The organism is Burkholderia sp. Bp9016, assembly GCF_003857765.1.
Classification (GTDB): Bacteria; Pseudomonadota; Gammaproteobacteria; order Burkholderiales; family Burkholderiaceae; genus Burkholderia.
In genome coordinates this window covers 110228-130978 of record NZ_QTPY01000015.1, presented here as the reverse complement: position 1 = coordinate 130978, position 20751 = coordinate 110228, and the positions used below count along the sequence as shown (strand labels likewise).

The window sequence follows — 20751 nt, the reverse complement described above, 5'->3', positions numbered from 1 at the left end:
AACCTGTCGTGAGGCTAACGATGACTTCCCGTACCGACTGGCCCTATCCGCGCGTCGTCGCCCATCGCGGCGGCGGCACGCTTGCGCCGGAGAACACGCTCGCCGCGTTCGACGAGGGCGCGCGACGCGGTCACCGGATGGTCGAGTTCGACGCGAAACTGTCTGCCGACAATGTGACGTTCCTGCTGCACGACGACACGGTCGACCGCACGTCGAACGGCAGCGGAGCCGCAGCGGGCATGCGTTATGCGGCACTCGCCGCGCTCGATGCGGGCTCGTGGTGCGATGCACGCTTTGCCGGCGAGCGGATGCCGACGCTCGAGGCGGCGGCGGCGCGCTGCCTCGCGCACGGGCTGGCCGCGAACGTCGAGATCAAGCCGTGCCCGGGACGCGAGCGCGAGACGGGGCAGCGGGTGGCCGCCGATGCGGCCACCTACTGGCGCGATGCGGCGGTGCCGCCGCTGCTGTCGTCGTTCTCGTTCGATGCGCTGCAGCAGGCGCGCGCGAGCGCGCCGCAACTGCCGCGCGGAATGCTTTACGAGGCGGTGCCGGACGATTGGCATGCGCAGGTCGTCGGCGCGCTCGGTTGCGTATCGCTGCATGCAGACCACGAGCGACTGAACGAACCGCTGGTGCGGGCGATCAAGGCGGCCGGCCTGCGCATCCTCGTCTACACGGTCAACGACCTCGAACGGGCGCGCGAACTGGTGCGCTGGGGCGTCGATGCGGTGTGCACGGACCGGATCGACCTGATCGGCCCCACGGCGCTCGACGACATCGTGTAACGCCGCAGACCCGGCAAAACCCGGCACGGGAACGTGACCGATGCGAAAAAAACGACGCCCCGGCGGGATTCCGACCGGGGCGTTTCGCATGGCGGGGGCGTTACTCGAGGAAAAATCCGCTACAAATTGCAGCAGGATTAACCATTCCCCAAATATTCGACTACGCTTAGAAGCGGTAGCCGACGTTCAGGTACGTGACGATCGGATTGAGCGAGATGTGAGCCTTCGACGTCTCCGTCAGCGTACCGACCTGCGTGCGGCGGGCCGTCGTGAAGGTTGCGGTCACGCTGACCGGGATGTACGAAATCGACAGGCCCGCGAACCAGTGTTTCGTGAAGTTGTACGTGAAGCCGGCGTTGAATACGGGCGCCCACTGGTTGCTGGTCGTTGCGCTGGTCGGGCCGCCGAGCACGCCGTTCTCGAACGCGCTGTTCGTGATCTTCGCGCCGGTGAACCAGATATACGTCGCGCCCACGCCGACATACGGACGGAATTTCGCGTTGGCGTCGTTGAAGTGGTAGCGAAGCAACAGGGCGGGGCTCCACTGGTACGCGCGGCCGAGTACGCCGAAGTTTTCGAACTGACCCTTGCCGGTGATGTCGAACTTCGGCGGTATCCCCATGACGAGTTCGGTGGAGATGTGGTCGGTGACGAAGTAACCCGCTGCAAGCCCAAGGGTGTCGGCATCGCTGATGCCCGCGCCGGTATTGGGAATGGACTGATTGATGGGCGTGCCGCCGACGCCGTAGACGTAAAGCGGATCGCTGCTGTCCTGCGGGGATAGATGGAACCATCCGGTGCTGACGTAGATGTCCCCTGCAGATTGTGCGTGTGCCGTACCGCCCGCAAATGCGAATGCGAGCGCCGCGGCCCCCGAAATGGCCAGTTTTCGTTTCATTGTGTCTCCTCCGATCAAAGGCGTGCTCATTATGACGACTGCGTTTAAAACCAAACAAGCTCGCAAGTTAGAGCTTTCTCCCTAGGATTCGCACGATCGTACGCTTCCGCGCCCCGTAGGGACAGGCATTCTACGCAGGTGCGCACTTTCGGACCTCCGGGTATTTCCTAACGCGTTCAAACGGACATTCAGCATGGCACGGTTAGCACGACTCTATGTTCCCGACCAGCCGCAGCACGTGATACTGCGCGGCCTGGATCAGCAACCCGCGTTCGTCGACGACCAGGACTACGAGCTCTTCATCGATTGTCTGAAGGCCGCGGCACGCGATCATCATCTTTCGGTGCACGCCTATGTGCTGCTCCCGCGTCAGGTGCAACTCCTGGTGACGCCGAGCGACGAGGCGAGCCTGCCGAAGGCGATGCAGGCGGTCGGCCGCCGCTACGTCGCGCATTTCAACCGGCGTTATTCCCGGCGCGGCACCCTGTGGGAGGGCCGCTATCGCGCGACGGTGATCGAAGGCGAGCGCTATTTCCTGCTCGCGAGCCGGGTAGTCGAGATGAGCCCGGTACGTTCGCAACTCGTCGCGACGCCCGAGGCGTATCGTTGGTCGAGCTACCGGCATCACGTCGGGCTCACCGTCGACAGCCTGATCACCGACCATCCGCTCTACTGGGCGCTCGGCAACACGCCGTTCGACCGGCAGCGCGCGTACAAGGAGCTCTGCGAGCAGCCGCTCGACGAACGGCAGGCCGATCAGCTCCAGCAAGCGACGTTGAAGGGCTGGGTGCTTGGCGGCGAAAACTACCGCGAGTGGGCGGCGCGTACGGCGAATCGGCGCGTGTCGCCGCTGCCGCGCGGACGCCCCAGAAAGGTGCGTGAAAACACGCCGCCGATCCAGCAGTAGCACGGGGAAGGCGGACTGCGAGGCGGCGCCACGGGCGCCGCTTCTTTTTGCACCAAAACGTTGCGTCCCCAATAAAACAGCACCATATCGGGGCGATCGTTTAATTGGGGTTCGATCAATAGGTTTTTGTTGCTATTCCTTTGATTCGTCGCGTATATTCCGAATTCCGGTGGCCCGGGCACAGCTTGCCCAACCACTGTCGGCCGTGCCGTCTCCCGTCGGGAGCGGGAGCGACGGCAACAAAAAAATGGTTCAACGGCCCTCGAGGCCCCCTTTACGACGGTGTCCCCATGAACGACCACCAGCAGCCGCTCGCCGCGGTGCCCGCCGCACAAGGTCTGTACGACCCGCAAAACGAACACGACGCCTGTGGCGTCGGCTTCGTCGCTCACATCAAGGGCAAGAAGAGCCACGAGATCATTCAACAGGGTCTGAAGATCCTCGAAAACCTCGATCACCGCGGCGCGGTCGGTGCCGATCCGCTGATGGGCGACGGCGCGGGCATCCTGATCCAGATTCCGGACGCGTTCTATCGCGAGGAGATGTCGAAGCAGGGCGTGACGCTGCCGCCTGCCGGCGAATATGGGGTCGGCATGATCTTCCTGCCGAAGGAGAACGCGTCGCGTCTCGCTTGCGAGCAGGAGCTCGAGCGGACGGTGCGGGCAGAGGGGCAGGTCGTGCTGGGCTGGCGTGACGTGCCGGTCGACCATACGATGCCGATCTCGCCGACGGTGAAGGCGAGCGAGCCGCTGATCCGCCAGATCTTCATCGGTCGCGGCAAGGACATCATGGTGACGGACGCGCTCGAGCGGAAGCTGTATGTGATCCGCAAGACCGCGAGCCACCGCATCCAGGCGCTGAAGCTCAAGCACGGCAAGGAATACTTCGTGCCGTCGATGTCGGCGCGCACGGTCGTCTACAAGGGGCTGCTGCTGGCAGGCCAGGTCGGCGTGTACTACCGCGACCTGCAGGACGCGCGCGTCGTTTCGGCGCTCGCGCTCGTGCACCAGCGCTTCTCGACCAACACGTTCCCGGCGTGGGAACTGGCTCACCCGTACCGGATGATCGCGCACAACGGCGAGATCAACACCGTGAAGGGCAACGTCAACTGGCTGAATGCGCGTACCGGCGCGATCGCGTCGCACGTGCTCGCCGACGACCTGCCGAAGCTGTGGCCGCTGATCTATCCGGGCCAGTCCGACACGGCATCGTTCGACAACTGTCTCGAACTGCTGGTAATGGCCGGCTATCCGCTCGTGCACGCGGTGATGATGATGATCCCGGAAGCGTGGGAACAGCACACGCTGATGGACGAGAACCGCCGCGCGTTCTACGAATACCACGCTGCAATGATGGAGCCGTGGGACGGCCCGGCCGCGATCGCGTTCACCGACGGCCGTCAGATCGGCGCGACGCTTGACCGTAACGGCCTGCGGCCGGCGCGCTACATCGTGACCGACGACGACCTCGTCATCATGGCGTCCGAAGCCGGCACGCTGCCGATTCCCGAATCGAAGATCGTAAAAAAGTGGCGCCTGCAGCCGGGCAAGATGTTCCTGATCGACATGGAACACGGCCGCATCATCGACGACAAGGAACTCAAGGACAACCTCGCAAACGCGAAGCCGTACAAGAGCTGGATCGACGCCGTGCGCATCAAGCTCGACGAGATCGAGCCGAAGGCCGAGGACGTCGCGGCCGGCCGTTCGCAGGGCGCCGCGCTGCTCGACCGCCAGCAGGCGTTCGGCTATACGCAGGAAGACCTGAAGTTCCTGATGGCGCCGATGGCGCAGCAGGGCGAAGAGGCCGTCGGTTCGATGGGCAACGACTCGCCGCTCGCGGTGATGTCGAACAAGAACAAGACGCTCTATCACTACTTCAAGCAGCTGTTCGCACAGGTCACGAACCCGCCGATCGACCCGATCCGCGAGAACATGGTGATGTCGCTCGTGTCGTTCATCGGCCCGAAGCCGAACCTGCTCGACACGAACAACATCAACCCGCCGATGCGTCTCGAAGTGTCGCAGCCGGTGCTCGACTTCAAGGACATCGCGAAGATCCGCGCGATCGACCAGTACACGGGCGGCAAGTTCAGCGCATACGAGCTGAACATCTGCTATCCGGTCGCATGGGGCAAGGAAGGCATCGAGGCACGCCTCGCGTCGCTGTGCGCGGAAGCCGTCGACGCGGTGAAGTCCGGCTACAACATGCTGATCGTGTCGGACCGCAAGACGGACGCCGAGCACGTCGCGATTCCGGCGCTGCTCGCCACGTCGGCGATCCACACGCACCTCGTCCAGCAAGGGCTGCGCACGAGCACGGGTCTTGTCGTCGAGACGGGCTCCGCACGTGAGACGCACCACTTCGCGCTGCTCGCGGGCTACGGCGCGGAAGCCGTGCACCCGTACCTCGCGATGGAAACGCTCGCGAAGATGGCAGAGGGCCTGTCGGGCGACCTGTCGCCGGAGAAGGCCGTCTACAACTTCACGAAGGCGGTCGGCAAGGGCCTGCAGAAGGTGATGTCGAAGATGGGCATCTCGACGTACATGTCGTACACGGGCGCGCAGATCTTCGAAGCGCTTGGCCTGTCGAGCGACCTCGTCGAGAAGTATTTCAAGGGCACGGCATCGAAAGTCGGCGGCATCGGCCTGTTCGAAGTGGCTGAAGAAGCGATCCGCCTGCACCGCGACGCATTCGGCGACAACCCGGTCCTGCGCGACATGCTCGACGCGGGCGGCGAGTACGCCTACCGCGTGCGTGGCGAAGACCACATGTGGACCCCGGATTCGATCGCGAAGCTCCAGCACGCGACGCGCAGCAACTCGTACCAGACGTACAAGGAATACGCGCACCTGATCAACGATCAGACTAAGCGTCACATGACGTTCCGCGGTCTGTTCGAGTTCAAGGTCGAGCCGACCAGGGCGATCCCGATCGACGACGTCGAACCGGCGAAGGAGATCGTGAAGCGCTTCGCGACGGGCGCGATGTCGCTCGGTTCGATCAGCACCGAAGCGCACGCGACGCTCGCGATCGCGATGAACCGGATCGGCGGCAAGTCGAACACCGGTGAAGGCGGCGAGGACCAGAAGCGTTACCGCAACGAACTGCGCGGCATTCCGATCAAGTCGGGCGAGACGCTGAAGTCGGTGATCGGCGACGAGATCGTCAGCGATATTCCGCTGAAGGACGGCGATTCTCTGCGCTCGAAGATCAAGCAGGTCGCGTCGGGCCGCTTCGGCGTCACCGCCGAGTACCTGGCATCGGCCGACCAGATCCAGATCAAGATGGCGCAGGGCGCGAAGCCGGGCGAAGGCGGCCAGCTGCCGGGCCACAAGGTGTCCGAATACATCGGCAAGCTGCGTTACTCGGTGCCGGGCGTCGGCCTGATCTCGCCGCCGCCGCACCACGACATCTACTCGATCGAGGATCTGGCGCAACTGATCCACGACCTGAAGAACGTGAACCCGAGCTCGAGCATCTCGGTGAAGCTGGTATCGGAAGTGGGCGTCGGCACTGTCGCGGCCGGTGTTGCGAAGGCGAAGGCCGATCACGTCGTGATCGCGGGCCACGACGGCGGCACGGGGGCTTCGCCGCTGTCGTCGGTCAAGCATGCGGGCACGCCGTGGGAACTCGGCCTTGCCGAAACGCAGCAGACGCTGGTGCTGAACCGTCTGCGCGGCCGGATCCGCGTGCAGGCCGACGGCCAGATGAAGACGGGCCGCGACGTCGTGATCGGCGCGCTGCTCGGTGCGGACGAATTCGGCTTCGCGACGGCGCCGCTCGTCGTCGAGGGCTGCATCATGATGCGCAAGTGCCACCTGAACACGTGCCCGGTTGGCGTCGCGACGCAGGATCCGGTGCTGCGCGCGAAGTTCAAGGGCCAGCCCGAACACGTGGTGAACTACTTCTTCTTCGTCGCCGAGGAAGTGCGTGAAATCATGGCGCAGCTCGGCGTCGCGAAGTTCGACGACCTGATCGGTCGCGCCGATCTGCTCGATACGCGCAAGGGCATCGAGCACTGGAAGGCGAAGGGCCTCGACTTCTCGCGCGTGTTCTACCAGCCGGAAGAGTGCGAGGACGTCGCGCCGCGTCACGTCGACGTGCAGGATCACGGCCTCGAGCGTGCGCTCGACCACGTGCTGATCGAGAAGGCGAAGGCCGCGATCGAGAACGGCGAGCATGTGTCGTTCATCCAGCCGGTGCGCAACGTGAACCGTACCGTCGGCGCGATGCTGTCGGGCGTGATCGCGAAGAAGCACGGTCACGACGGCCTGGCGGACGACGCGGTGCACATCCAGCTGAAGGGCACGGCCGGCCAGAGCTTCGGTGCGTTCCTCGCGAAGGGCGTGACGCTCGACCTCGTCGGCGACGGCAACGACTACGTCGGCAAGGGCCTGTCGGGCGGCCGGATCATCATCCGTCCGACCAACGACTTCCGCGGCAAGTCCGAGGAAAACATCATCTGCGGCAACACGGTGATGTACGGCGCGATCGAAGGGGAAGCCTTCTTCCGCGGCGTGGCGGGCGAGCGTTTCTGCGTGCGCAATTCGGGCGCGACGGCGGTCGTCGAAGGCACGGGCGACCATGGCTGCGAATACATGACGGGCGGCACGGTCGTCGTGCTCGGCGAAACCGGGCGCAACTTCGCGGCCGGCATGTCGGGCGGTCTGGCATACATCTACGATCCGGAAGGCACGTTCGCTGCGAAGTGCAACAAGTCGATGGTCGCGCTGGATCCGGTGCTGCAGCAGGCCGAGCAGGAGCGCACGGTCGATCGCGCACTCTGGCACGCGGGCACGACGGACGAAGTGCTGCTCAAGGGGCTCGTCGAGCGTCATTTCCAGTTCACGGGTTCGCCGCGCGCGAAGTCGCTGCTGGAAAACTGGGACGCGGCGCGCCGCCAGTTCGTGAAGGTGTTCCCGCACGAATACAAGCGCGCGCTGGGCGAGATCGGTGCGAAGAAGGCGGCGAAGGAAGTGCTGGCCGCCTGAGCGACGAACGACATAGCGAACGCCGCGCGCGCATGACTGCCGCGCGCGGCTCCCCCACCCGATACACCGAACAGAAGAGCACCTTATGGGCAAGGCAACCGGTTTTCTGGAGTTCGAACGCCGCCACGAGGCGTACGAAGCACCGCTCACGCGCGTGAAGCATTACAAGGAATTCGTCGCGGCGCTGACCGACTCGGACGCGAAGGTCCAGGGCGCGCGCTGCATGGATTGCGGCATCCCGTTCTGCAACAACGGCTGCCCGGTCAACAACGTCATTCCTGACTTCAACGATCTCGTCTACCGTCAGGACTGGCAGCAGGCGATCGAAGTCCTGCATTCGACCAACAACTTCCCCGAGTTCACGGGCCGTATCTGCCCGGCGCCGTGCGAGGCAGCATGCACGCTCGGGATCAACGACGATCCGGTCGGCATCAAGTCGATCGAGCACGCGATCATCGACAAGGCCTGGGCGGAGGGCTGGGTGAAGCCGCTGCCGGCCGAGCACAAGACCGGCAAGAAGGTCGCCGTCGTCGGTTCGGGCCCCGCGGGGCTTGCCGCCGCGCAGCAACTCGCGCGCGCCGGTCACGACGTGACGGTGTTCGAGAAGAACGATCGCGTCGGCGGCTTGCTGCGTTACGGGATCCCCGACTTCAAGCTCGAGAAGTGGCTGATCGATCGCCGCATGCGCCAGATGGAAGCGGAAGGCGTGACGTTCCGCACCAGCGTGTTCATCGGCAAGGATCCGCTGCCCGAGTCGATCGGCAACCTCGCGAAGGAAACCATGTCGCCGGAGAAGCTGAAGGAAGAGTTCGATGCGGTCGTGATCGCGGGCGGCTCGGAAACGCCGCGCGATCTGCCGGTGCCGGGCCGCGAGCTCGCCGGCGTGCATTTCGCGATGGACTTCCTGCCGCAGCAGAACCGCGTGAACGCGGGCGACAAGCTGGTCGACCAGCTCGTCGCAAAGGGCAAGCACGTGATCGTGATCGGCGGCGGCGATACGGGCTCGGACTGCGTCGGCACGTCCAACCGCCACGGCGCGAAGCACGTCACGCAGTTCGAGCTGCTGCCGCAGCCGCCGGAAGAGGAAAACAAGGCGCTCGTGTGGCCGTACTGGCCGATCAAGCTGCGCACGTCGTCGTCGCATGAAGAAGGCTGCGAGCGCGACTGGGCGGTGGCGACGAAGCGTCTCGAAGGCAAGAACGGTAAGGTCGAGAAGCTGATCGCCGTGCGCGTCGAGTGGAAGGACGGCAAGATGCAGGAAGTGCCGGGCTCCGAGTTCGAGATGAAGGCCGACCTCGTGCTGCTCGCGATGGGCTTCACGCAACCGGCCGCCACCGTGCTCGAGGCATTCGGCGTCGCGAAGGACGCACGCGGCAACGCGCGTGCGGCGACCGAAGGCGATCGCTCGTACTACACGTCGGTGGACAAGGTGTTCGCCGCAGGCGACATGCGTCGCGGCCAGTCGCTCGTCGTCTGGGCGATCCGCGAAGGCCGCCAGTGCGCGCGTTCGGTCGATGCATACCTGATGGGGCATTCGGAACTGCCGCGCTAAGCTGCATTGCGCGAGCGGGTTTCGACGAAAGCCGGGCGTCCGAAAGGGCGCCCGGTTTTTTTATGCCCGGCGCGGCCGCCTGCTGTTGCTGACCCTCGTCGTTTCCGCCGGGCGTCGCCTAACCTGATCACATCAGGCGTTGATTTTCCGTGATTCCGTTTCCTTTCGTTTTGTAATAATCCTTGAAAACTGTCATATCATGTCGCCCCTCCGGCCGCGTTTGCATGGCGGCTGCATATGACTGACCCCATTTACAAGGACTCTGGATGGAAGCATTCGTGCATGGGCTGATCGACGCCGTCAACGGCGTGCTGTGGAACTACGTGCTGATCGCGCTGCTGCTCGGCGCCGGCGCGTGGTTCACGTTGCGGTTCCGGATGATCCAGCTGAAGGCGTTGTTCCTCAGCATGAAACTGGTCGGCAGCAAGGGCGAGCCGGGCAGCATCTCGTCGTTCCAGGCGTTCGCGACGGGCCTCGCGAGCCGCGTCGGCACCGGCAACATCGCCGGCGTCGCGGTCGCGCTGACGGTCGGCGGCCCGGGTGCGATCTTCTGGATGTGGATGACGGCGCTCGTCGGGATGTCGTCCGCGTTCGTCGAGGCGACGCTCGCGCAGATCTTCAAGGTGTCGCACCCGGACGGCAGCTATCGCGGCGGCCCCGCGTACTACATCCAGACGGGCCTGCGTTCGCGTGCGTTCGGCGTGCTGTTCTCGCTGTCGCTGATTCTCGCGTTCGGCTTCGTGTTCAACGCGGTGCAGGCCAATGCGATTGCCGACGCGTTCCACACGTCGTTCGGCTGGCGCCGCGAGACGGTCGGCCTCGGACTCGTGCTGCTGAGCGCGCCGATCATCTTCGGCGGCATCCGCCGGATCGCGACGGTCGCGCAGGTGATCGTGCCGCTGATGGCGATCGGCTATCTCGCGCTCGCGGTCTATGCGGTCGCGACGCACATCGCACTGGTGCCGGGCGTGATCGCGCTGATCGTGAAGAGCGCGTTCGGCATCGAGCAGGCGGCCGGCGGCCTGACCGGCTATGCGGTCAGCCAGGCGATCGCGATCGGCGTGAAGCGCGGGCTGTTCTCGAACGAGGCGGGGATGGGCAGCGCGCCGAACGCGGCCGCGACCGCGAGCACGCGGCACCCGGTCACGCAGGGGCTGATCCAGATGCTCGGCGTGTTCGTCGACACGATCGTGATCTGCAGCGCGACCGCGTTCGTGATCCTGCTGTCGGGCCAGTACGAACTCGGCACCGGCATGGAAGGCGCGGCGCTCACGCAGCGCGCGATCTCGAGCCACGTCGGCGACTGGGGCGGCATCTACATGGCCGTCGCGATCTTCTTCCTCGCATTTTCGTCGGTGATCGGCAACTACGCGTATGCGGAAGGCAACGTCGAGTTCATCACGAAGCGGCGCGGCGTGCTGCCGCTGTTCCGTATCGCGGTGCTCGGCATGGTGATGTTCGGCAGCGTCGGGCAACTGCCGCTCGTGTGGGCGATGGCCGATACGAGCATGGGGCTGATGGCGATCATCAACCTGATCGCGATCCTCGCGCTCGGCAAGTATGCGCATGCGGCGTGGCGAGACTATCGCCGTCAGCGCGCGCAAGGCATTGTCGATCCGGTATTCACGCGTAACACGATTCCCGAACTCGCACGCGTGCTGCCCGGCGACGTATGGGGCGAGCACGGTCCGCTGCCGCGTGCCGAGGCCGTGCGTGCAACGCCCTTGGCGGTGCGCGGGTCATGAACGGCGACCGGCTCCGTGCGTTCGTCGCGCTGATGCCCGACACGGCATCGCGCGATGCGCTGCACGCGTTGCCGGTCACCCGCGGCGCGCGGCGCACGCTGCCCGCCCAGTTGCACGTGACGCTCGCGTTCATCGGTGCGATCGAACGCGCACGGTGCGATGCGCTGGCCGAGCGACTGCCGGTGCTCGCGGCCGGGCACGCGCTGCCGTTGCAGCCGGTCGAGCGGATCGCGTGGTGGCCGAGCCTGCCGCGCGCGAGGCTGATCGTTGCGGAACTTGCGGCCGATCCGGCCTGTGCGGCGTTGAATGCCGATGTGTGCGCGCTGCTGCGCGAACTCGGTGTGCCGGCCGACCGCCGGCCGTTCCGGCCGCACGTGACGCTCGCACGGTTGCCGCGCGATGCGGACGGGCAGCCTGCACACGGCGGTGCGACTCGCCGGCCCGTCGCGTTGCGTTTCGTCGCGCTGACGCTGTTCGAAAGCCGGTTGTCGCACGCAGGTGTGTCGCACCTGCCGATCGTATCGGTGCCGGTCGTGCCGGCGCCGGGTGACGTCGGCGCCTAGCGGCCGTAGCGCGCGAGCGTCAGGCCCGACAGGTCGATCTCCGGCGCGCGCCCCGTGACGAGATCGGCCAGCACCTTTCCCGAACCCATCGACATCGCCCATCCCGTCGAGCCGTGCCCGACGTTCAGCCACAAGCCGTCGATCCCGCTCGCGCCGAGGAGCGGCGGCCCGTCGGGCGTCATCGGCCGGCGGCCGGCCCAGAAACGCACGGATGCGCGATCGGCCGCGTGCGGGAACCAGTCGTCGAGCACTTTCATCAGCGTATCGAGCGCCTGCTGGCGCAGCGTCGCATGCCGGTTGCCGAGTTCGGCGGTGCCCGCGACGCGCAGCGTCGGGCCGAAGCGCGTGATCGCCGTCTTCAGCGATTCGTCCATCAGCGCCGCGCGGGGCGCCTTTTCGTCGTCGACGACGGCGAGCGTCGCCGAATAGCCCTTCACCGGATACAGCGGCACGTCGATGCCGTGCGGCTGAAGCAGGCCGGCGCTGTCGACGCCGAGTGCGACGACGATCGCATCGGCGGCGAGCGCCGTATCGCGTGCGGTGCCGCTACTTTCGGCGCGCTCACCCGTCGCGGCAATCCGCACGCCACGTGCCTTGCCGCCCGCGACATCGAGTGCACGAATCTCGGTGTGAAAGCGGAACGTCACGCCGTTCGCTTCGCACAGCGCCCGCAATTCGCGCGTGAAGCGAGCGCAGTCGCCGGCTTCGTCGTCGGGCAGGTAGATGCCGCCGACGGGAGCCTGCCGTGCCCAGCGCAGGCCCGGTTCGATCGCGGTGCAGCCGGCCGCGTCGAGCTCGCGAAACGCGATGCCGGCATCGCGCAGCACCTTCAGCGCGGGCTGCACCATCTCGACGTCGAACGCGCCGCGCAGCAACTGCAGATAGCCGCGGCTCGCGCCATAGTCGAACGGGTGGCGATCACGAAACGCATGCAGGCACGCGCGGCTGTAGTACGCGATGCGCTGCATCCGCTGCTTGTTCACGCGGAACCGTTCGAACTCGCATTCGCGCAGCCAGTGCGCGATCCAGCGCCACTGCGCGGCATCGAGCGTCGGCCGGAAGATCAGCGGCGAAGCGGGCTTGAACAGGTACTTGAGGATCTTGCCGGGCATCCCGGGCGCAGCCCACGGCGTCACGTAGCCGGGCGCGATCACGCCGGCGTTGCCGAGGCTCGTCGCCTGCGCGACATCGGCCTCGCGTTCGATCACGGTGACGTCGCAGCCTGCTTCGCGCAGGTGCCAGGCGGTGGCGACGCCGATCACGCCGGCGCCGAGAACGATCACGTGCATGCGGCTTCCGGTGCGAGTGCGTTTACGACGCGACGGCCGGATCGTCGGCGAGCGACTTGCCGCGCGTTTCCGGCAGCACGAGCGCGGCGACGATCACGAGCAGGTAGCCGGCGCCCGCGACGAGGCCGATCGCCTTCACGAGCGACATCGTCTGCGACAGCGAGCCGACGAGGATCGGGAAGAACGACCCGAGCCCGCGGCCGAGGTTGTAGCAGAAGCCCTGGCCCGAGCCGCGGATTGCGCCCGGATACAGCTCCGACAGGTACGCGCCGACACCCGCGAAGATCCCTTGCACGACGATGCCGAGCGGGAAGCCGAGGATCAGCATCGCGGTGTCGGTGATCGGCAGCATCGTGTACGCCATCCCGAGCGTGAACGAGCCGACCGCGAACAGGATGAACGACGCGCGGCGGCCGAGCCGGTCGGACAGGATCGCACCGACCACGTAGCCGACGAACGAGCCGACGATCAGCACGACCAGATAGCCGCTCGTGTTGAACACGGACAGGTGGCGAACGGTTTTCAGGTAGGTGGGCAGCCACGTCGTGATCGCGTAGTAGCCGCCAAGCATGCCGGTGCACAGCGCGCTGCCGAACAGCGTCGCGCGCAGGTGGGGCGGCGAGAAGATCTCGAGGAAGTGGCCCGTTACGCGGCCTTCGTCGCGAGCGCGGCGCGTGGCCGTATAGATGTCGGGGTCGCTGACGTTGCGGCGGATGTAGAGGATCCACAGCGCGGGCACGATGCCGATCCAGAAGCACGCGCGCCACGCGAGCTGCTCGGGCAGCAGCGCGAAGAACGCCCAGTAGAGGATCGCGGCCGCGGCCCAACCGAACGACCAGCTGCTCTGCACGGTGCCGACCGCCTTCGCGCGGTGCTCGGGCGAGCGGATCGTCTCCGCCATCATGATCGTCACGACCGACCATTCGCCGCCGAAGCCGAAGCCCTGCAGCGTGCGCGTCGCGAGCAGCTGCCAGAACGAATGCGTGAAGCCGGACAGGCACGTGAACAGCGCGAAGGTCGCGATCGTCCACTGCAGCACGCGCACGCGGCCATAGCGATCGGCGAGGATGCCGGCGGCCCAGCCCCCGATCGCCGACGAAATCAGCGAGCTTGTCGCGATCATCCCGGCCTCGCTCTTCGTCATCCCCCACGAGGCAATCAGTGTGGGGATCAGGAACGAGTAGATCATGAAGTCGAACGCGTCGACCGCATAGCCCCCGAAGCCCGCGTACAGCGTTCTGCGCTCGCGCGTCGACAGCTCGTGAAACCACTGGATTGCCTGCATCTCGCCGTCTCCGTGTCGATTCGTGGCGTGCCGCCCGTTGTGCAGCAGTGTGGCGGCTATTTTACGGGCGCGATACGGGACGCCAAAAAGGTCGACGCAGGTTCGGGCGGCGGAGGGCGGTGATCGATGGCGGCGGCGCGACGGGAAGGGCGTGTTGCCGCGTCAGAGCGTCAGTCCGCCGTCGACATGCACGACCTGGCCGGTGATCTGCCGCGCCGCGTCCGACAGCAGGAACGCGATCAGCGTGGCGACGTCGTCGGGTTCGGCGATCCGGCCGAGCGGCGTCGCCAGTTCGGCCTGCGACCATGCGGCGGCGTTGTCCGCGCTCGGGCCGTGGTCCTTGCGCGTGAAGCCCGGCGCGACCGCGTTGACGGTGATGCCGTGCGCTGCGAATTCGGCCGCGGCGGTGCGCACGAGCGATTCGAGCGCCGCCTTCGCGGCGGCGGTTGCCGCGAACGGCGCATCGGCACGGTAACGGTGCGCGACGAACGAGCTGACCGCGACGATGCGCGGTGCGGCCGACGCCTCGAGCAGTGGCCGCGCGCGACCCGCGAGCGCGGAGAACGCGCCGGGCATCGCCGCGAAGGCGGACGCGAGCGCGTCCGGTGAGAGATCGGAAAACGTCTGCCGCGCGGCGAAACCGGCGTTCGCGACTAGCTGATCGAGCCCGCCGAAACGTGCGACGGTCGCATCGACGAGCGACGTTGCGACGCCCGGCTCGGCGAGATCGCCGGTAAGCGTCACGCATTCGGCGCCCGCCGCGGTGCAGCCGGCGGCGACTTCGGCAAGCCGCTTGCGCGCTGCTTCGTCGGCGCCGCGCGCATGCAGCGCGAGCGCGATGCCCGGCGCCGCGAGCCGCCGCGCGAGTGCCGCGCCGATCCCCGAACCCGCGCCGGTGATCAGCGCGATCCGGGCGAGGTGCGCGGCGCGTGCGCTCACGCTGCGACCTTGTCGTCGTCGTTTACGCGCTCGACGTTGATCGTGCCGAGGTGGAACGCGGCCAGCGACTCGCGGTGCGCGATGCTGACGATCGCGGCCTTCGGCAACCGTTCGGCGAACAGGTGATAGAGCCGCGCTTCGTTGTCGGCGTCGAGCGCGCTCGTGGCTTCGTCGAGGAACAGGAAGTCCGGTTTGTGCAGCAGCACGCGCGCACCGGCCAGACGCTGCTGTTCGCCCGGCGACAGCACGCGTGTCCAGTGCCCGCTTTCGGCGAGGCGCTCGACGTAGTCTTCGAGGCGGCACGCGCGCAGCGCGTCGCGGCATGCGTCGTCGGTGAACGCATCGGGCGCGGACGGATACGTGAGCGCGGCCTTCAGCGTGCCGATCGGCAAGTAGCTGGTTTGCGGCACGAACATCATCCGCGCGCCGACGGGCGCGTCGATCGCGCCGTCGCCGAACGGCCACAGGCCCGCGAGCGCGCGCATGAACGTGCTCTTGCCGGAACCCGATTTGCCGATCACGAGCCAGCGCGAGCCGGGCTCGATCGTCACGTTGCCGATGTTCGCGAGCGCGTTGCCGTTCGGCAGCGCGAGCTTCAGCGACGACGTCGACAGCTTCGCGGCATCGACGTAGTGCAGGTTGATGCCGCCGTGCTCGGTCGCGGGCGACAGGCTTTCCTTCAGGTGTGACGTGCCCATCACGCGCTTGAATTCACGCAGACGGTTGACGGTTGCGCGCCATTCGACGAGGGTCGAGTAACTGTTGATGAACCACGAGAACGAGTCGCTGACGGTGCCGAACGCGGACGAGATCTGCATCAGCACGCCGAACGAGAACGCCCCAGCGAAATAGCGCGGTGCGGCGACGACGAGCGGGAAGATGATTGCGATCTGCCCGTAGAAGCTCAGCACGAATGTGAGGCGCTTCGTGTACTTCATCACGCGCCACCAGTTGTCGCGGATACGCATGAAGAGGCTCTGCGCGTTGCTCGTCTCGGTTTTCTCGCCGTCGTAGAACGCGATCTGCTCGGCGTTCTCGCGCACGCGAATCAGCCCGAAGCGGAAATCGGCCTCGACGCGCTGTTGCTGGTAGTTGATCGACACGAGCGGATGGCCCACCTTCTGGATGATGAGCGAACCGATCACCGCGTACAGCGCGGCCGCCCACACCATGTAGCCGGGAATCGTGATCGGCGTCGCGCCGAGCGAGAGCGTCAGCGCACCGGCGAGCGACCACAGGATCGTGATGAACGACACCAGCGTGACGACCGTCGACAGCAGGTCGAGCGACAGCGCGAGCGTCGTCGTCGCGAACGACTGGAGGTCGTCGGTGATCCGCTGGTCGGGGTTGTCGGCAAGGCGGTCGCGTTCGATCCGGTAGAACGCGCGATCGCCGAGCCACTGGCCGAGGAAGCGGTCGGTGAGCCACTGGCGCCAGCGGAAGCCGAGCATCTGCCGCAGGTAGCGGCCGTACACCGCGAGGATGATGAAGCCGAACGCGAGTGCCGAGAACTGCATCAGCAGGTTCGGGAAGTCGTGGACGTTCTTCGACTGCAGCGCGTTGTAGAACTGCGCGTTCCACTTGTTCAGCTTGACGTTGATCCAGACCACGCAGAGGTTGATCGCGATGATCGTGATCAGCAAGCCCCACGCGATTTTCCATTCGGATGACACCCAGTAGGGCTTGATGAGGCTCCACGCGGATATCGGGCGCTCGTCCTGCGGCGCGTCGGAGGCGGAGCGGACGGGATCGATCGATTGGGTCATGTGCTTCCTGATGAGTAGCCGGCGCGCGGGCCGGGCGAAGCCGGGCGCGCGCCGCGATACGGCATGCCGGACGAGGTGCCGACTGACGGCGGGCGCCCGGATGTTCGCCCGCGCGTCTTAAACGGCACTTAAGGCCGGCGGTGACGCGGCAACCGGCCGCTCGCGCGGCCGGCCTGCAGGCATTGTGCCAGAGCGGCCCGGCGCGACGGCGAATTTGCCGCAAGGGGGACAGTTTGCGGCGCTTTCCGCTTTTATGGTCTAATGGCCGACGACGAAACAGGGGTGCTTCGAGCGCGGCCGACGGGTAGTTCCGGGCGACGCGGCGAGGCTGAGAAAGACCCTTCGCACCCGATCCGGGTAATACCGGCGAGGGAAGTTTCTGATCCCGCCGGGCCGCGCTGGCTGCCATCCCACATGGTCAGCGCCCGAGTCCCGCCCGGCCGGCCTTTGCTGCCGGTTTCGTCCTTTTGGGTACGCGCATCGCGCGTTACGGAAGGAATGATGACCGCTCAATCTTCAGTCTTTTGCGCTGTTCCTGAATCACCGTCGTGTGCGCTGGCACGGGACGGTGTGCGTGCATTGGCGCTCGTCTCGCGCGCCCGCGCGGAGGGCGCACGATGAACACCCACGCTTCGAACGTTCACGATCGCCGGCCGGATTTCGCGGTGCTCGGCGGCGGCCTGGTCGGTCGCCTGATCGCGTGGCGGCTCGCGGGCGACGGGCATCGCGTCGCGCTGTACGAACGCGGCGGCCCGGACGGCGAGCAGTCGGCCGCGTGGATCGCGGCCGCGATGCTCGCACCGCTCGCCGAGGCGGCGAGCGCCGAACTGCTGATCACCGAGCTCGGCGCCGCGTCGCTCCCCCGCTGGCCGCAGTGGCTCGCGGAACTGCCCGAACCCGTGTTCTTCCAGCGTCACGGCACGCTCGTCGTCTGGCACCACGCCGATCGCGCGGAGGCGCCGCTGTTCGAACGGCGCGTGCGCGCGAACGCACCGGCCGAACTGTTCGACGGCGGCGTCATCGCGCTGGCGGGTGCGCAGGTGGACGCGGCCGAACCCGCGCTGGCGGGCCGATTCGCGCGCGGTCTGATGCTGCCGCGCGAAGGGCAGCTCGACAACCGGCAGGCGCTGCGCGCGCTGGCGGCGGGCCTCGCGCAGCGCGGCGTCGAGCTGCACTGGCACGTCGCGATCGACGACGCGAACCGGCCCGACGCACATTTCACGATCGATTGCCGCGGGCTCGGCGCGAAGCCGGTGCTGCCTGCGCTGCGCGGCATCCGCGGCGAAGTCGCGCGCGTGCGTGCGCCCGGCATCGGGCTCACGCGGCCGGTGAGGCTGCTGCACCCGCGCTATCCGCTGTACATCGCGCCGAAGCAGGACGACCTGTACGTGATCGGCGCGACCGAAGTGGAGGGCGAGGACATGTCGCCCGTGAGCGTGCGCTCCGCGCTCGAATTGCTGAGCGCGGCATTCTCCGTGCACCCGGCATTCGGCGAGGCGCGCATCCTCGAACTGAATGCGCAATGCCGTCCGACGCTGCCAGATCACCGCCCGGCGTTGATCTGGGACGGCGCGACGACGCTCGCCGTCAACGGCTTGTACCGGCACGGCTTCATGATCGCGCCGGAAGTCGCGCACGCGGCCGTCGGGTTCGCGCAAGCTGCGCTGGGCGGCGCGTTCGGCGATGCCGACGCGTTTGCCGCGTGGCGCGATGCCGCGCGCTGGCCGGCGCTCCTTCATCACCGCGACGACGCGCGTCAGCCCGCCTGACGCGCATCGCCCATCGAATTCGACCCGAGTCTCATGGATATCCAGATCAACCAACAGACCCTGACGCTGCCCGACGGTGCGACGGTGGCCGACGCGCTCACAGCGTTCGGCGCGCGTCCGCCGTACGCGGTCGCGCTGAACGGCAATTTCGTCGCGCGCACGCAGCATGCGGCGCGTGCGCTCGCGGCGGGCGACAAGCTCGACGTGGTGCATCCCGTCGCGGGCGGCTGAGCGCCGCCGGTCCGTCCCCGCTCTTCCAGGAAAACGACATGACGTCCCATACTTCCGCCGACGCGCTGACGCTGTACGGCGAAACCTTCGCAAGCCGCGTGCTGCTCGGCACGTCGCGCTATCCGTCGCTGCAGTCGCTGTCCGATTCGATCGCCGCGTCGCGGCCCGGGATGGTGACGGTCGCGCTGCGCCGCCAGATGACGGGCGGTACGGCCGAGGCCGGCTTCTTCGACCTGCTCAAGCGCCACGCGGTGCCGCTGCTGCCGAACACGGCCGGCTGCCAGACCGTCGCCGAGGCAGTGACGACCGCGCACATGGCGCGCGAGGTGTTCGACACCGACTGGATCAAGCTCGAGCTGATCGGCGACGACTACACGCTGCAGCCCGACCCGGTCGGGCTGATCGAGGCGGCCGCGCAACTGGTCAAGGACGGTTTCAAGGTGCTGCCGTACTGCACCGAGGATCTCGTGATCGGCCGGCGGCTGCTCGACGTCGGCTGTGAGGCGCTGATGCCGTGGGGCGCGCCGATAGGCACGGGTAAGGGCGTCGTGAACCCGTACGGGTTGCGCGTGCTGCGCGAGCGGCTGCCTGACGTGCCGCTGATCGTCGACGCGGGGCTCGGCGTGCCGTCGCACGCGTGCCAGGTGATGGAGTGGGGCTTCGACGGCGTACTGCTGAACACGGCCGTGTCGCAGGCCACGCACCCGGAAATCATGGCGCGCGCGTTCGCGCAGGGCGTCGAGGCCGGCCGTGCCGCTTACCTGGCCGGCCCGATGGATGCGCGCGAGACCGCGCACGCGAGCACGCCGGTCGTCGGGATGCCGTTCTGGCACCAGGACGGAGGCGGCGCATGAGCGCGCGATTCGCAGATGTCTTCTGGCCGCCGGCCGACGAGCTGGCCGAAGCGGCCGAGCGGATTCGCGCCCGGCTCGGCGAGTGGCCGAGCGCCGCGGCGCCGTGGCGGCTTTGCGTGGCCACGCCCGACGTGCCGACCGACGGCGACGTGCTGATCGTGTCGGCCGGCGACCGCGCCGCGCAGTCGCGCGCGTCGGCCGCGTCGCGCCCGGCGTCGCCGGACGCGGTCGCGATCGAATTCGATGAACACGGCGCGGCGCTGCATGCCTCGGGTGTGCGCCACGCGCTCGAAGCCGCGCATCCGCTCGCGGACGACTGGATCGCGGCGCTCGCCGCATTCCTCGATTGCGGTTTCGCGCCGATCGACGCGCTGGTGCTCGCGCTGGCGTGGCGCGACGGCGATGAGGCGCGCGGCGCGGACGCGTGGCCGGTCGACGCCGCGCGGTTTCCACGCGTCGCCGGCCTGGCTGCCGCGCCGGAGCCGGCGTTCCCGCCATGCCCGCCGCAACTCGGCCTCTATCCGGTCGTACCGGATGCAGAATGGGTCGAGCGCGTGCTCGATTGCGGCGCACGGACCGTACAACTGCGCGTGAAAGACGCGAATCCCGATGCGTTGCGCCGGGAGATCGCGCGTGCGGTCGCGGCGGGGCGCCGTTACCCCGATGCGCGCGTGTTCATCAACGATCACTGGCAGATCGCAGTAGAAGAGAGTGCGTACGGCGTACATCTGGGTCAGGAAGACCTCGAGACGGCCGACCTCGCCGCGATCGCGCGCGCCGGCCTGCGGCTCGGGCTGTCGAGCCACGGTTATTACGAAATGTTGCGGGCATTGCACGAGCGCCCGAGCTATCTCGCGCTCGGCCCGGTGTACGCGACCGCGACCAAGGCGGTCGCGGCACCGCCGCAGGGCCTGGCGCGGATTGCCCGCTATGCGCGCTTCGCGGGCGAGCGGGCGCCGCTCGTCGCAATCGGCGGCGTGGGACTCGACGCGTTGCCGGACGTACTCGCGACGGGCGTGGGCAGCGTGGCGGTGGTCAGTGCGGTGACGGGGGCTATCGATTATCGGGCGGCGATTGTTGCGTTGCAGCAATGTTTTGCCCGACAATTTGACAATCATTGACCGCGGGGCTCGGAACGGCGTCACGACATCATTCCAAGGCAGGCCCTATAATT

The 20751-nt window shown here is 67.1% G+C and carries 15 protein-coding genes and 1 riboswitch; of the genes, 10 read left to right on the top strand and 5 right to left on the bottom strand.

The genetic code is table 11. The features are described from left to right. The first annotated feature begins 20 nt into the window (after nt 1-20). Nucleotides 21-785, top strand: coding sequence for a glycerophosphodiester phosphodiesterase (gene ugpQ, locus DIE13_RS19675; protein WP_124828683.1), 765 nt, complete (start codon nt 21-23; stop codon nt 783-785). Between the two features lie 166 nt (nt 786-951). Here ugpQ and DIE13_RS19670 read toward each other — a convergent pair whose 3' ends face one another. Then, nucleotides 952-1683: an OmpW family protein gene (locus DIE13_RS19670; RefSeq protein ID WP_124828682.1), complete on the bottom strand. Its 732-nt coding sequence runs from the start codon at nt 1681-1683 to the stop codon at nt 952-954. 193 nt (nt 1684-1876) lie between these two features. On the opposite strand from DIE13_RS19670, the gene DIE13_RS19665 reads away from it, so the two are divergent. The 5 genes from DIE13_RS19665 to thpR all read left to right on the top strand — a co-directional run bounded on the left by DIE13_RS19665 (nt 1877) and on the right by thpR (nt 11444). Continuing rightward, nucleotides 1877-2590: a transposase gene (locus tag DIE13_RS19665; RefSeq protein ID WP_027783329.1), complete on the top strand. Its 714-nt coding sequence runs from the start codon at nt 1877-1879 to the stop codon at nt 2588-2590. 290 nt (nt 2591-2880) lie between these two features. Then, complete coding sequence (locus tag DIE13_RS19655; protein ID WP_124828680.1) at nt 2881-7584, top strand: glutamate synthase-related protein; 4704 nt, start codon at nt 2881-2883, stop codon at nt 7582-7584. A gap of 85 nt (nt 7585-7669) precedes the next feature. After that, nucleotides 7670-9136, top strand: coding sequence for a glutamate synthase subunit beta (locus DIE13_RS19650; protein WP_124828679.1), 1467 nt, complete (start codon nt 7670-7672; stop codon nt 9134-9136). A 266-nt stretch (nt 9137-9402) separates the two neighbouring features. Further along, on the top strand, nt 9403-10881 hold the full coding sequence (locus DIE13_RS19645; RefSeq protein ID WP_124828678.1) for a sodium:alanine symporter family protein: 1479 nt from the start codon (nt 9403-9405) through the stop codon (nt 10879-10881). Next, complete coding sequence (thpR, locus tag DIE13_RS19640; protein ID WP_124828677.1) at nt 10878-11444, top strand: RNA 2',3'-cyclic phosphodiesterase; 567 nt, start codon at nt 10878-10880, stop codon at nt 11442-11444. Before DIE13_RS19645 ends, thpR begins: the two co-directional genes overlap by 4 nt. Here thpR and DIE13_RS19635 read toward each other — a convergent pair. From DIE13_RS19635 to DIE13_RS19620, 4 genes are all read right to left on the bottom strand, one after another. Then, a complete protein-coding gene (locus tag DIE13_RS19635) occupies nt 11441-12733 on the bottom strand; it encodes a D-amino acid dehydrogenase (protein ID WP_124828676.1) in 1293 nt (430 codons plus the stop codon). The genes thpR and DIE13_RS19635 overlap by 4 nt on opposite strands. Nucleotides 12734-12755: 22 nt before the next feature. Then, nucleotides 12756-14018 carry an MFS transporter gene (locus tag DIE13_RS19630; protein ID WP_124828675.1) on the bottom strand — a complete coding sequence of 421 codons (1263 nt, stop codon included), beginning with the start codon at nt 14016-14018 and terminating at the stop codon, nt 12756-12758. A gap of 162 nt (nt 14019-14180) precedes the next feature. After that, entirely contained in the window at nt 14181-14957 is a 777-nt protein-coding gene (locus DIE13_RS19625) for an SDR family NAD(P)-dependent oxidoreductase (protein WP_124828674.1), read from the bottom strand. Beyond that, a complete protein-coding gene (locus tag DIE13_RS19620) occupies nt 14954-16723 on the bottom strand; it encodes an ABC transporter ATP-binding protein/permease (protein ID WP_124828673.1) in 1770 nt (589 codons plus the stop codon). Before DIE13_RS19620 ends, DIE13_RS19625 begins: the two co-directional genes overlap by 4 nt. A 268-nt stretch (nt 16724-16991) precedes the next feature. After that, a riboswitch (TPP riboswitch) is annotated at nt 16992-17115 on the top strand. A 225-nt stretch (nt 17116-17340) separates the two neighbouring features. Between DIE13_RS19620 and DIE13_RS19615 the strand changes: the two genes are divergently transcribed. The 4 genes from DIE13_RS19615 to thiE are packed head-to-tail and all read left to right on the top strand — an operon-like array spanning nt 17341 to nt 20698. Further along, nucleotides 17341-18492, top strand: a complete 1152-nt coding sequence (locus tag DIE13_RS19615) for an FAD-dependent oxidoreductase (protein ID WP_124828672.1) — start codon at nt 17341-17343, stop codon at nt 18490-18492. A gap of 33 nt (nt 18493-18525) precedes the next feature. Beyond that, nucleotides 18526-18723 (top strand): sulfur carrier protein ThiS, encoded by a 198-nt coding sequence (thiS, locus tag DIE13_RS19610; RefSeq protein ID WP_124828671.1) that lies wholly within the window; start codon nt 18526-18528, stop codon nt 18721-18723. Nucleotides 18724-18761: 38 nt separating this feature from the next. Next, entirely contained in the window at nt 18762-19577 is an 816-nt protein-coding gene (locus DIE13_RS19605) for a thiazole synthase (protein WP_096504231.1), read from the top strand. Next, nucleotides 19574-20698, top strand: coding sequence for a thiamine phosphate synthase (gene thiE / locus DIE13_RS19600; protein ID WP_124828670.1), 1125 nt, complete (start codon nt 19574-19576; stop codon nt 20696-20698). The genes DIE13_RS19605 and thiE overlap by 4 nt, the downstream gene beginning before the upstream one ends. The last annotated feature ends 53 nt before the right edge of the window (nt 20699-20751 follow it).

What these genes read in the sequence shown, in the direction of transcription:
- DIE13_RS19655 (WP_124828680.1), top strand. Translation starts at nt 2,881, where the DNA reads ATGAACGACCACCAGCAGCCGCTCGCCGCGGTGCCCGCCGCACAAGGT.
- ugpQ (WP_124828683.1), top strand. Translation starts at nt 21, where the DNA reads ATGACTTCCCGTACCGACTGGCCCTATCCGCGCGTCGTCGCCCATCGC.
- DIE13_RS19635 (WP_124828676.1), bottom strand. Translation starts at nt 12,733, where the DNA reads ATGCACGTGATCGTTCTCGGCGCCGGCGTGATCGGCGTCGCCACCGCC.
- DIE13_RS19605 (WP_096504231.1), top strand. Translation starts at nt 18,762, where the DNA reads ATGACGTCCCATACTTCCGCCGACGCGCTGACGCTGTACGGCGAAACC.
- thiS (WP_124828671.1), top strand. Translation starts at nt 18,526, where the DNA reads ATGGATATCCAGATCAACCAACAGACCCTGACGCTGCCCGACGGTGCG.
- DIE13_RS19620 (WP_124828673.1), bottom strand. Translation starts at nt 16,723, where the DNA reads ATGACCCAATCGATCGATCCCGTCCGCTCCGCCTCCGACGCGCCGCAG.
- DIE13_RS19665 (WP_027783329.1), top strand. Translation starts at nt 1,877, where the DNA reads ATGGCACGGTTAGCACGACTCTATGTTCCCGACCAGCCGCAGCACGTG.
- DIE13_RS19630 (WP_124828675.1), bottom strand. Translation starts at nt 14,018, where the DNA reads ATGCAGGCAATCCAGTGGTTTCACGAGCTGTCGACGCGCGAGCGCAGA.
- thiE (WP_124828670.1), top strand. Translation starts at nt 19,574, where the DNA reads ATGAGCGCGCGATTCGCAGATGTCTTCTGGCCGCCGGCCGACGAGCTG.
- thpR (WP_124828677.1), top strand. Translation starts at nt 10,878, where the DNA reads ATGAACGGCGACCGGCTCCGTGCGTTCGTCGCGCTGATGCCCGACACG.
- DIE13_RS19645 (WP_124828678.1), top strand. Translation starts at nt 9,403, where the DNA reads ATGGAAGCATTCGTGCATGGGCTGATCGACGCCGTCAACGGCGTGCTG.
- DIE13_RS19670 (WP_124828682.1), bottom strand. Translation starts at nt 1,683, where the DNA reads ATGAAACGAAAACTGGCCATTTCGGGGGCCGCGGCGCTCGCATTCGCA.
- DIE13_RS19650 (WP_124828679.1), top strand. Translation starts at nt 7,670, where the DNA reads ATGGGCAAGGCAACCGGTTTTCTGGAGTTCGAACGCCGCCACGAGGCG.
- DIE13_RS19615 (WP_124828672.1), top strand. Translation starts at nt 17,341, where the DNA reads ATGAACACCCACGCTTCGAACGTTCACGATCGCCGGCCGGATTTCGCG.